Source organism: Pseudomonas sp. L5B5 (assembly GCF_020520285.1).
GTDB lineage: Bacteria > Pseudomonadota > Gammaproteobacteria > Pseudomonadales > Pseudomonadaceae > Aquipseudomonas.
In genome coordinates, this window is record NZ_CP084742.1 from 2,845,418 (window position 1) to 2,856,408 (window position 10,991).

At 61.6% G+C, this 10,991-nt stretch carries 10 protein-coding genes; 1 reads left to right on the forward strand and 9 read right to left on the reverse strand.

The features are described from left to right. Positions 1–64 precede the first annotated feature (64 nt). Positions 65–910, reverse strand: coding sequence for an S-formylglutathione hydrolase (fghA, locus tag LGQ10_RS13120; protein WP_226525796.1), 846 nt, complete (start codon positions 908–910; stop codon positions 65–67). A gap of 89 nt (positions 911–999) precedes the next feature. Continuing rightward, a complete protein-coding gene (locus tag LGQ10_RS13125; RefSeq protein WP_226525797.1) occupies positions 1,000–2,112 on the reverse strand; it encodes an S-(hydroxymethyl)glutathione dehydrogenase/class III alcohol dehydrogenase in 1,113 nt (370 codons plus the stop codon). Between the two features lie 106 nt (positions 2,113–2,218). Between LGQ10_RS13125 and LGQ10_RS13130 the strand changes: the two genes are divergently transcribed. Continuing rightward, the gene (locus tag LGQ10_RS13130; RefSeq protein WP_226525798.1) at positions 2,219–3,118 is read left to right on the forward strand and encodes a LysR family transcriptional regulator; all 900 of its coding nucleotides are present in this window, start codon (positions 2,219–2,221) and stop codon (positions 3,116–3,118) included. 53 nt (positions 3,119–3,171) lie between these two features. On the opposite strand, the gene ispD is transcribed toward LGQ10_RS13130, so the two are convergent. The 7 genes from ispD to LGQ10_RS13165 form a co-directional block, all read right to left on the reverse strand. After that, on the reverse strand, positions 3,172–3,879 hold the full coding sequence (gene ispD / locus LGQ10_RS13135) for a 2-C-methyl-D-erythritol 4-phosphate cytidylyltransferase (RefSeq protein WP_226525799.1): 708 nt from the start codon (positions 3,877–3,879) through the stop codon (positions 3,172–3,174). Continuing rightward, entirely contained in the window at positions 3,876–4,154 is a 279-nt protein-coding gene (gene ftsB / locus LGQ10_RS13140) for a cell division protein FtsB (protein ID WP_022642593.1), read from the reverse strand. The genes ispD and ftsB overlap by 4 nt, the downstream gene beginning before the upstream one ends. Before the next feature lie 172 nt (positions 4,155–4,326). Further along, positions 4,327–5,616: a phosphopyruvate hydratase gene (gene eno / locus LGQ10_RS13145; RefSeq protein ID WP_058436707.1), complete on the reverse strand. Its 1,290-nt coding sequence runs from the start codon at positions 5,614–5,616 to the stop codon at positions 4,327–4,329. A gap of 152 nt (positions 5,617–5,768) precedes the next feature. Beyond that, positions 5,769–6,614 carry a 3-deoxy-8-phosphooctulonate synthase gene (gene kdsA / locus LGQ10_RS13150; RefSeq protein ID WP_226525800.1) on the reverse strand — a complete coding sequence of 282 codons (846 nt, stop codon included), beginning with the start codon at positions 6,612–6,614 and terminating at the stop codon, positions 5,769–5,771. 5 nt (positions 6,615–6,619) lie between these two features. Beyond that, the gene (locus LGQ10_RS13155) at positions 6,620–8,251 is read right to left on the reverse strand and encodes a CTP synthase (protein ID WP_058436708.1); all 1,632 of its coding nucleotides are present in this window, start codon (positions 8,249–8,251) and stop codon (positions 6,620–6,622) included. Between the two features lie 274 nt (positions 8,252–8,525). After that, positions 8,526–9,842, reverse strand: a complete 1,317-nt coding sequence (tilS, locus tag LGQ10_RS13160) for a tRNA lysidine(34) synthetase TilS (protein ID WP_226525801.1) — start codon at positions 9,840–9,842, stop codon at positions 8,526–8,528. Between the two features lie 131 nt (positions 9,843–9,973). After that, positions 9,974–10,921: an acetyl-CoA carboxylase carboxyltransferase subunit alpha gene (locus tag LGQ10_RS13165; RefSeq protein WP_058436710.1), complete on the reverse strand. Its 948-nt coding sequence runs from the start codon at positions 10,919–10,921 to the stop codon at positions 9,974–9,976. Positions 10,922–10,991: the final 70 nt, after the last annotated feature.

The window sequence follows — 10,991 nt, forward strand, 5'->3', positions numbered from 1 at the left end:
TGCTTTGCTGGCCCTTAGGGCCGGCACGAGCGTCCCGCTGGACGGGCGTGGAGGCATGCCCAGCCTAGGCGTTCAGGACCCGTGCGTGATGCCGCAGGTGATCGTCGATAAAACTGGCGATGAAGAAGTAGCTGTGGTCATAGCCCGGCTGCAAGCGCAGCGTCAGCTCATGACCGGCATTCTTCGCCGCCTGCTGCAAGACTTCGGGCTTGAGCTGGGTGGCGAGGAAATCGTCGCGATCACCCTGGTCCACCAGCAACGGCAATTTTTCACTGGCCTCGGCGATCAGGACACTGGCATCCCACTCGCGCCACCGTGAACGTTCCTCCCCCAGGTAGCGGGAAAATGCCTTCTGCCCCCATGGGCAATCCATCGGGTTGCCGATCGGCGCGAAAGCCGATACCGACTGGTAGCGCCCGGGGTTGCGCAAGGCACAGACCAACGCTCCGTGCCCGCCCATGGAGTGACCGCTGATGCCACGCTTGTCGGAGGCCGGGAAGTGGGTCTCCACCAGCGCCGGCAATTCATGGACCACATAGTCGTGCATTCGATAGTGCTGGGCCCAGGGCTCCTGAGTGGCGTTGAGGTAGAACCCCGCGCCCAGGCCGAAATCCCAGGCCCCGTCCGGATCACCGGGTACACCGGCGCCACGCGGGCTGGTGTCCGGGGCGATGATGATCAGTCCCAGCTCGGCCGCCATGCGCTGGGCACCGGCCTTGTGCATGAAGTTCTCGTCGGTGCAGGTCAGTCCGGACAGCCAGTACAGCACCGGCAACTTGCTGCCCTGCTCGGCCTGGGGTGGAAGATAGACCGCGAACACCATGTCGCAGCCCAGTACCTGGGAATGATGCTTGTAGCGTTTATGCCAGCCACCGAAGCTTTTCTGACAGGAAAGGTTTTCCAGACTCATGGCGGACCTCCAGCCACAAGCCGCAAGCGTCAAGCTGCAAGAGCGGTTGCCCCTACTTGCAGCTCATGGCTTGCAGCTTGGCGCTGCTCTTAGAAATGAATGACCGAACGGATGCTCTTGCCTTCGTGCATCAGGTCGAATGCCTTGTTGATGTCCTCCAGGCCCATGGTGTGGGTGATGAAGGTATCCAGCGGAATTTCGCCGGTCTGGGACATTTCCACATAGCTTGGCAGCTCGGAGCGGCCGCGCACCCCGCCGAAGGCCGAACCGCGCCAGACGCGGCCCGTCACCAGCTGGAACGGACGGGTGGCAATTTCCTGGCCGGCACCGGCCACGCCGATGATCACCGACTCACCCCAGCCTTTGTGGCAGCACTCCAGGGCAGCGCGCATCAGTTGTACGTTGCCGATGCATTCGAAGGAGAAGTCCACGCCGCCATCGGTGAGATCGACGATCACTTCCTGGATCGGGCGATCGTACTCTTTGGGGTTTATGCAGTCGGTGGCCCCCAGCTGGCGGGCGATCTCGAACTTGGCCGGATTGATATCGATGGCGATGATGCGCGAGGCCTTGGCCTTGACCGCACCGATCACCGCCGACAGGCCGATACCGCCCAGGCCGAAGATCGCCACGGTGTCGCCGGGCTTGACCTTGGCCGTGTTGATCACCGCCCCGATGCCGGTCGTGACACCGCAGCCCAGCAGGCAGACCTTCTCCAGCGGTGCTTCTTTCTGGATCTTGGCCACGGAGATTTCCGGGAGCACGGTGTACTCGGAAAAGGTCGAGGTTCCCATGTAGTGGAAAATCGGCTGGCCCTTGTAGGAGAAACGGGGGGTGCCATCCGGCATCAGGCCCTTGCCTTGCGTGGCGCGGATTGCCTGGCACAGGTTGGTCTTGCCCGACAGGCAGAATTTGCACTTGCCACATTCAGGGGTGTACAGCGGGATCACGTGGTCACCCACGGCCACCGACGTCACGCCCTCACCCACCGCTTCCACCACAGCTCCGCCTTCATGGCCGAGGATCGCCGGGAAGATACCCTCCGGGTCAGCGCCCGACAGGGTGTAGGCGTCGGTGTGGCAGACACCGGAAGCCACTACCCGCAACAGCACCTCGCCGGCCTTGGGCAGGGCAACATCGACTTCAACGATTTCAAGGGGTTTCTTGGCCTCGAAGGCAACGGCAGCGCGCGACTTGATCATCCTGGGTCTCCAGCGAATAAAAACGAGACAGGGAGTGTAAAACAGAGCCCCACGATGAATAATCCGAGACAAAGCAAAACATTATTGCTGTACAGGGATAATCCACATGAGTGACAACCGCTGGGAAGGCATCGACGAGTTCGTAGCGGTCGCCGAGTGCAGTCAATTCACCGCAGCAGCGGAGCGCCTTGGCGTGTCCTCCTCTCATATCAGCCGGCAGATCGCCCGCCTGGAAGAACGGCTGCAGACCCGCCTGCTGTACCGCAGCACTCGCCGGGTGACACTGACCGAAGCCGGACAGACCTTTCTCCAGCATTGCCAGCGCCTGCAGGACGGACGAGAGGAAGCGTTACGCGCCGTCGGCGACCTGGCCAGCGAGCCCAAGGGCATGCTGCGCATGACCTGCGCCGTAGCCTATGGCGAGCGCTTCATCGTGCCGCTGGTGACCCGTTTCATGAGCTTGTACCCGCAGCTTCGGGTCGATATCGAGCTGAGCAACCGTCCCCTGGATCTGGTGCACGAGGGCCTGGACCTGGCCGTGCGCCTGGGACGCTTGCAAGACTCGCGGCTGGTGGCGACGCGCCTGGCCCCTCGACGCATGTACTTGTGTGCATCGCCGTCCTACCTGGAGCGTTATGGTCGCCCCCACAGCCTTTCGGAATTGAGCCGGCACAATTGCCTGATTGGCAGCTCGGATATCTGGCAACTGGAACAGGATGGCCGCGAGTTCGCCCAGCGGGTACAAGGCAACTGGCGCTGCAACAGCGGGCAGGCGGTGCTGGATGCCGCGCTGCAGGGTGTGGGACTGTGCCAACTGCCGGACTACTACGTCCTGGAACACCTGCAAAGTGGCGCGTTGAGCTCGTTGCTGGAATCCCATCAGCCGCCGAATACCGCGGTGTGGGCGCTTTACCCGCAACAAAGACACCTGTCGCCCAAAGTGCGCAAGCTGGTGGACTTTCTCAAGGAAGGGTTGGCGCAACGCCCGGAATACCAGGATTTGTAGATACCGTCTTGCCCGTTACCGGGCAAGACGGTATCTACAAGGTTCAGCGCAAGTCAGCGGCGGTTGGACCAGCGCTGGCGCAACCATTCCAGGTCCTCGGGGCGGGTCACCTTGAGGTTGTCCGAGCGCCCTTCGATCAAACGGGGTGCCTGGCCGGCCCATTCCATCGCCGAAGCCTCGTCGGTGATCGCCACATCGGCCACCAGGCTATCGGCCAGGGCTCGATGCAAGGCGCCAAGGCGGAACATCTGCGGGGTATAGGCTTGCCAGATCAGGCTGCGGTCGACGGTTTCCTGGACCCGCCCCTGGGTGTCGATACGCTTGAGAGTGTCCCGGGCAGGCACCGCCAGCAAGCCGCCTACGGGGTCATTCGCCAGCTCGATCAGCAGTTTGTCCAGGTCATCCCGGGCCAAGTTGGGGCGCGCAGCATCGTGCACCAGCACCCAATCCTCGTCGGCAGCCCCCTGGGCATGCAGATGGAGCAAGGCGTTGAGCACCGAGTCGGAACGCTGCGCACCACCGTCCACCCGCTGGATTCGCCCATCGTGGGCACAAGCCAGGGTTGACCAATAGGGATCATCCGGCGCAACGCTGACCACCAGCCCCTTGAGGCCGGGGTGATCGAGGAAACAGCCAAGGCTGTGTTCGAGAATAGTGCGTCCACCCAACTGCAGATACTGCTTGGGACGGTCCGCGGCCATGCGGGCGCCTACACCCGCGGCAGGAATCACGGCCCAGAAGGCCGGCAACTGATCGCTCATTGGGCCAACTGGTAGAGGGTCTCGCCCTCCTTGACCATGCCCAGCTCATGGCGAGCCCGTTCTTCAACGGTCTCCATGCCCTTCTTCAATTCCATGACTTCCGCATCGAGTACGCGATTGCGCTCCAGCAGACGCTCGTTTTCAGCCTGTTGGTCGGCAATCTGCTGAGTCAGGTCCGCTACCTGGGCCAAGCTGCCATTTCCCACCCAGAGGCGGTACTGCAAGCCAGCCAGCAGCAGGAGCAAGACCAGGAACAACCAATTGGGACTGCGCATCGAATATCGGGTATCCAGTGAAAAAAGACAGCCATGCCAACAACTTCGGACCTACTGATAGCACGAAGCCTGGAAGACCCAGGCTTGTGCTCTTAAGGCATCAGATTAGTGGCAAAAAACTCGCTGTAGCGATTTTCCCGACACAATCCGGTGTCTTTTTACCATCTACTGCTTAGCCGCGAAACTCGCCACGACCGTTGTACTTGGCCTTGCCGTTCAATTGCTCTTCGATACGCAGCAATTGGTTGTACTTGGATACGCGATCGGAACGGCACAGGGAACCGGTCTTGATCTGGCCAGCCGAGGTGCCCACGGCCAGGTCGGCGATGGTCGAATCTTCGGTTTCACCGGAACGGTGGGAGATCACGGCGGTGTAGCCGGCTGCCTTGGCCATCTGGATGGCTTCCAGGGTTTCGGTCAGGGTGCCGATCTGGTTGAACTTGATCAGGATCGAGTTGGCGATCTTCTTGTCGATGCCTTCTTTCAGGATCTTGGTGTTGGTCACGAACAGGTCGTCACCCACCAGTTGCACCTTCTCGCCGATCTTGTCGGTAAGGACTTTCCAGCCAGCCCAGTCGGACTCGTCCAGGCCGTCTTCGATGGAGATGATCGGGTAGCGCTGAGTCAGGCCCTTCAGGTACTCGGCGAAACCTTCGGCGGTGAACACCTGGCCTTCGCCGGACAAGTTGTACTTGCCATCTTCATAGAATTCGCTGGCGGCGCAGTCCAGAGCCAGGGTCACGTCGGTGCCCAGGGTGTAACCGGCATTGGCCACGGCTTCGGAGATCACTTTCAGCGCATCTTCGTTGGAAGCCAGGTTCGGCGCGAAACCACCCTCGTCACCCACTGCGGTGTTCAGGCCACGGGCCTTCAGCACGGCCTTGAGGTGATGGAAAATCTCGGTGCCCATGCGCAGACCTTCCGAGAAGGACTTGGCGCCAACCGGCTGCACCATGAACTCCTGGATGTCGACGTTGTTATCAGCGTGCTCACCACCGTTGATGATGTTCATCATCGGTACCGGCATCGAGTAGACGCCTGGAGTGCCATTGAGGTTGGCGATGTGGGCGTACAGCGGCAGGTCCTGGTCCTGTGCGGCGGCCTTGGCAGCGGCCAGGGACACGGCGAGGATCGCGTTGGCACCCAGGGTTGCCTTGTTCTCGGTACCGTCCAGCTTGATCATCGCCTGATCCAGAGCCTTCTGGTCGATCGGGTCTTTACCCAGCAACAGGTCGCGGATCGGACCGTTGATGTTGGCTACCGCCTTGAGCACACCTTTGCCCAGGTAGCGGCTCTTGTCGCCATCACGCAGTTCCAGAGCTTCACGGGAACCGGTGGAGGCACCGGACGGCGCGCATGCGCTGCCGATGATGCCGTTGTCGAGAAGCACGTCCGCTTCGACAGTGGGGTTGCCCCGGGAGTCGAGAACTTCACGACCTTTGATGTCGACGATTTTTGCCATTGTTGTAAACACTCCAAAGTTGACGAAAACGCTCTATACCGCTCGATTTAACTTGTGGCGCACATTGCAATATTTGGAACAGACTTACCAGCGATGGCGCACTCTCGGGCCTCATCGCGAGCAAGCTCTGCTCCTACACGGAGAAACGAGGCTTACGCGGTTTCTACCGTCGGAAAACTCTTCACCAGTTCATCCAGGGCCTTGAGCTGGGCCAGGAACGGCTCGAGCTTGTCCAGGCGCAAGGCACAAGGACCGTCGCACTTGGCGTTGTCCGGATCAGGATGGGCCTCGAGGAACAGGCCGGCCAGGGACTGGCTCATGCCCGCCTTGGCCAGGTCGGTGACCTGGGCACGGCGACCGCCGGCGGAGTCGGCACGACCGCCCGGCATCTGCAGGGCGTGGGTGACATCGAAGAATACCGGGTACTCGAACTGCTTCATGATGCCGAAGCCGAGCATGTCCACCACCAGGTTGTTGTAACCGAAGCTGGAACCGCGCTCGCAGAGGATCAACTGATCGTTGCCCGCTTCTTCGCACTTGCTCAGGATGTGTTTCATTTCCTGGGGCGCGAGGAACTGGGCTTTCTTGATGTTGATCACCGCGCCGGTCTTGGCCATGGCCACCACCAGGTCGGTCTGCCGCGAAAGAAAGGCCGGCAGCTGGATGATGTCGCAGACTTCGGCGACCACGGCGGCCTGGGCCGGCTCGTGGACGTCGGTGATGATCGGCATGCCAAAGGCCTGCTTCACGTCTTCGAAAATCCGCATGCCCTCTTCCAGGCCCGGGCCACGGTAGGAAGTCACCGACGAACGATTGGCCTTGTCGAAGCTGGCCTTGAACACGTAGGGGATACCGAGCTTCTCGGTGACCCGCACGTACTCCTCACAGACCTGCATCGCCATGTCGCGGCTTTCAAGCACGTTCATGCCGCCGAACAGCACCATCGGCTTGTCGTTGGCGATCTCGATGCTGCCTACGCGGATGATCTTCTGCGCCATCAGGGTCACGCCTTCTTCTGGTGTTGAGCCAATGCTGCCTTGACGAAACCGCTGAACAGCGGATGACCGTCACGTGGCGTCGAGGTGAACTCGGGGTGGAACTGGCAAGCGACGAACCAGGGATGCTCCTGGGCCTCGACCACTTCAACCAGCGCGCCGTCGCCCGAGCGACCGGAGACCTTCAGGCCCGCCTCGATCAATTGCGGCAGCAGCTTGTTGTTCACTTCGTAACGGTGACGGTGACGCTCGATGATCACGTCCTTGGCGTAGCAGTCATGGACCTTGGAGCCGGATTCCAGCAGGCATTCCTGGGCGCCCAGGCGCATGGTGCCGCCGAGGTCGGAAGCTTCGGTACGCACTTCAACGGCACCGGTGGCGTCTTCCCACTCGGTGATCAGGCCGACGACCGGGTGACCGCTGGCGCGATCGAACTCGGTGGAGTTGGCGTCTTTCCAGCCCATGACGTTACGGGCGAACTCGATGACCGCCACCTGCATGCCCAGGCAGATACCCAGGTACGGCACCTTGTTCTCGCGAGCGTATTGCACCGCGGTGATCTTGCCTTCCACGCCGCGCAGACCGAAGCCGCCCGGCACCAGGATGGCGTCGACGCCTTCCAGCAGTGCGGTGCCCTGGTTCTCGATGTCTTCGGAATCGATGTAGCGCAGGTTGACCTTGGTACGGTTGGTGATGCCAGCGTGACTCATCGCTTCGATCAGCGACTTGTAGGCGTCCAGCAGTTCCATGTACTTGCCGACCATGGCGATGGTGACTTCGTGCTCTGGGTTGAGCTTGGCGTCCACCACCTTTTCCCACTCGGACAGGTCAGCGCCGTTGCACTGCAGGCCAAAGCGCTCGACGACGAAATCATCCAGGCCCTGGGCGTGGAGCACGGCCGGGATCTTGTAGATGGTGTCGACGTCTTCCAGGGAAATCACCGCACGCTCTTCAACGTTGGTGAACAAGGCGATCTTGCGACGCGAGGACACATCCACCGGATGGTCGGAACGGCAGATCAGCACGTCAGGCTGCAGGCCGATGGAGCGCAGTTCCTTCACCGAGTGCTGGGTCGGCTTGGTCTTGGTCTCGCCAGCGGTGGCGATGTACGGAACCAGGGTCAGGTGCATCAGCATCGCGCGCTTGGAGCCGACTTCGACCCGCAGTTGGCGGATGGCTTCGAGGAACGGTTGCGACTCGATGTCACCCACGGTCCCGCCGATTTCCACCAGGGCCACATCGGCATCGCCGGCACCCTTGATGATGCGACGCTTGATCTCGTCGGTGATGTGCGGAATCACCTGGATGGTGGCACCCAGGTAGTCGCCACGGCGCTCTTTGCGCAGCACGTGCTCGTAGACGCGACCGGTGGTGAAGTTGTTGTTCTGGGTCATGGTCGTGCGGATGAACCGCTCGTAATGCCCCAGGTCCAGGTCGGTCTCGGCGCCGTCGTGGGTGACGAACACCTCACCGTGCTGGAACGGGCTCATCGTGCCCGGGTCGACGTTGATGTACGGGTCCAGCTTGAGCATGGTGACCTTAAGTCCCCGCGCCTCCAGGATGGCCGCCAATGAAGCCGAGGCAATGCCTTTCCCCAATGAAGAAACAACACCGCCCGTGACGAATATGTAGCGCGTCATGAAAAACCCTAGAAGTCTGCGTTAAAGCGGTCAGTGCCGCCGGGGAAAGCGAAGGAAGGCCGAAGCCCCCGATCACCTGCATTAATCACAGTGCACCTTTCAAAAAAACCGCCGCGTTGTGACAGACCGGATGCAAGAACACCGGTACGTTGCTCGCTACACATTTTTTGGAATCGCCCAGCAAAGACTGCTTGGTAATCGGCAACTCCTGCAATTCAGGCGAATCCACAGAAGTTGTATCAAGAAGGGAGCGTAGTCTACCGGAAAGCCCCTTTCAGCTCAAACCTTGATCGCTAGCCGGTGGTCGCCAGTGCAATTGCCAGCCGTCCCGGGCGTTTATGCCACCCAGCGACAGGTTCGCCACCGCCAGCAGTCGATCCTGGCAATACAGCAGCGGCAATCTGCCACGGACGAAACCCGGGACCCCCGCTTCGTTCAGCAAACGCTTGAGATCACGGCGCCCACGACCGGCCAATTGCATGACCTCTCCTCCCTGGCGATAGCGGATACTCAGCGGCCCGTCGGGCGCCGGTCCACTGAAAGACACCTGGCCATTATCCGGCAAAGAAAAGGGCAGTCCTGGATCATGCCACTCGCCCCCCTCCCCGACCGGCCGCAGCCAGGCTCCGGACAACCACCACAGGCACCGTCCAGCCCGATGCAACTCGCCATCGGCCAGGCGCCAGACTGGCCGAGCTTCGTCCCGGGCATCGCGCAGGTTTTCCCAGCCCACCCAGTGATCGGTATCCGGCAAACGGGTAAGCCTGGCCAGCCAGTGGGCCAGGGCATTGCGCTGGCGCGCCGCAGACAACTGCCGCAAGGGCGCCAGGGTCAAGGCCGGCAAGGCGAGCCACGGCAGGTCCTGGCCCTGCTCGGCGTCGGCCAGGTCCATCAGGGCCAGTTCATCGAGCAAGCCCTGGGCCTCGCTCAGGTGCGCGGCACTGCGGGCAATACTGGCTGCGGCCTGGGGCCAGCGTGCCTGAAGCACCGGCATGACCTGATGGCGCAGATAGTTGCGCGAATATCGGTGGTCGGCATTGGACGGGTCCTCGACCCAGCCCAGGCGGTGTTCATCGGCATAACGTTCAAGCTCGGCACGAGGCACACCCAGCAAGGGCCTGAGCAGGTGTCCACGCCCCAGCGGCCGGTGTTGTGGCATGGCGGCCAGGCCACGCACTCCGCCACCGCGCAACAGGCGAAACAGCAAGGTTTCCGCCTGGTCGTCGCGATGTTGTGCCATTAACAACAACTCATTACCGGCCATCAGCCCTTCGAAAGCACCATAGCGCGCCTCCCTGGCAGCACGCTCGAGGCTGGCACCAGCCGGCACCTGGACATGAACCACCTGCAGGGGCACCCTCAGGGCATCGCACACCGCTTTGCAATGCTGCGGCCAGGCATCCGCTACCGGCTGCAGGCCATGATGGACATGGATCGCCGAAAGCGCTGGAAGGGCATGTTTTCGCGCCAGGTCGGCGAGCAGGTGCAGCAAGACAGTGGAATCGAGCCCACCGGAGAAGGCAACGCGCCAGGAGGCGACATCACGCCACGGAGCCAGGGAGTGCAACAGGGCAGCGGAAAGAGAAATCATTGAGTCAGGACCCGCAGGAGCGATCAGGCAGCCTTGCGACTGCCCAGAATGAACCTGACGCCGTGATCGGATCGATCAACGGCGTCAGGTTCACGGGCAAGCCCGATCCGGCAAGGAGCAGCAGCGTTCGGTCAGAGACCGTAGCTCATCAGGCGCTCATAACGACGGGCCAGCAGAGCGTCGTTATCCATGTCCTTGAGCATCGCCAGTTGCGAACTGAGCTCGGCACGGATCAGAACAGCAGCGGCAGCCGGGTCGCGATGGGCACCGCCCAGTGGCTCGGCGATCACTTTATCGACGATACCCAGGCCCTTGAGGCGCTCGGCAGTGATGCCCATGGCCTCGGCGGCATCAGGAGCCTTTTCCGCGGTTTTCCACAGGATCGAGGCACAACCTTCTGGCGAGATCACCGCGTAGGTGGAGTACTGCAGCATGTTCAACTGGTCGCAGACACCGATAGCCAACGCACCGCCCGAACCGCCCTCACCGATCACGGTAGCGATGATCGGCGTCTTCAGGCGCGACATGACCCGCAGGTTCCAGGCAATGGCTTCGCTCTGGTTGCGCTCTTCGGCATCGATACCCGGGTAGGCGCCCGGGGTGTCGATGAAGGTCAGGATCGGCATCTTGAAGCGCTCGGCCATTTCCATCAGGCGGCACGCCTTGCGATAACCTTCCGGACGCGGCATGCCGAAGTTGCGACGCACCTTCTCGCGCACCTCGCGGCCCTTCTGGTGACCGATGATCATCACCGGCTGCTCGTCCAGGCGAGCCACGCCGCCGACGATCGCTGCGTCGTCGGAGAAGTGGCGATCGCCATGCAACTCGTCGAACTCGGTGAAGATATGCTGGATGTAATCCAGGGTGTAGGGGCGACGCGGGTGACGCGCCAGACGTGCGATCTGCCAGCTGGTGAGCTTGCCGAAGATGTCCTCGGTCAGGGTCTTGCTCTTGTCCTGCAGGCGGGAGATTTCATCGCCGATATTCAGCGAATTGTCATTACCGACCAAGCGCAACTCTTCGATCTTGGCTTGCAGGTCGGCGATCGGCTGTTCGAAATCAAGAAAATTCGGGTTCATAGGCGTCCGTCTGGGGTCGACTTCCAGGGAAGCTGGGGCCGGCCGGTTGTCTGTTCGCGCCCTACCTTAA

Bases quoted from the DNA above. Each gene is read 5' to 3' on its own strand.
- LGQ10_RS13165 (WP_058436710.1), bottom strand. From the start codon at position 10,921: ATGAACCCGAATTTTCTTGATTTCGAACAGCCGATCGCCGACCTGCAA.
- LGQ10_RS13155 (WP_058436708.1), bottom strand. From the start codon at position 8,251: ATGACGCGCTACATATTCGTCACGGGCGGTGTTGTTTCTTCATTGGGG.
- ispD (WP_226525799.1), bottom strand. From the start codon at position 3,879: ATGAGCGATCAGTTGCCGGCCTTCTGGGCCGTGATTCCTGCCGCGGGT.
- ftsB (WP_022642593.1), bottom strand. From the start codon at position 4,154: ATGCGCAGTCCCAATTGGTTGTTCCTGGTCTTGCTCCTGCTGCTGGCT.
- eno (WP_058436707.1), bottom strand. From the start codon at position 5,616: ATGGCAAAAATCGTCGACATCAAAGGTCGTGAAGTTCTCGACTCCCGG.
- kdsA (WP_226525800.1), bottom strand. From the start codon at position 6,614: ATGGCGCAGAAGATCATCCGCGTAGGCAGCATCGAGATCGCCAACGAC.
- LGQ10_RS13130 (WP_226525798.1), top strand. From the start codon at position 2,219: ATGAGTGACAACCGCTGGGAAGGCATCGACGAGTTCGTAGCGGTCGCC.
- LGQ10_RS13125 (WP_226525797.1), bottom strand. From the start codon at position 2,112: ATGATCAAGTCGCGCGCTGCCGTTGCCTTCGAGGCCAAGAAACCCCTT.
- fghA (WP_226525796.1), bottom strand. From the start codon at position 910: ATGAGTCTGGAAAACCTTTCCTGTCAGAAAAGCTTCGGTGGCTGGCAT.
- tilS (WP_226525801.1), bottom strand. From the start codon at position 9,842: ATGATTTCTCTTTCCGCTGCCCTGTTGCACTCCCTGGCTCCGTGGCGT.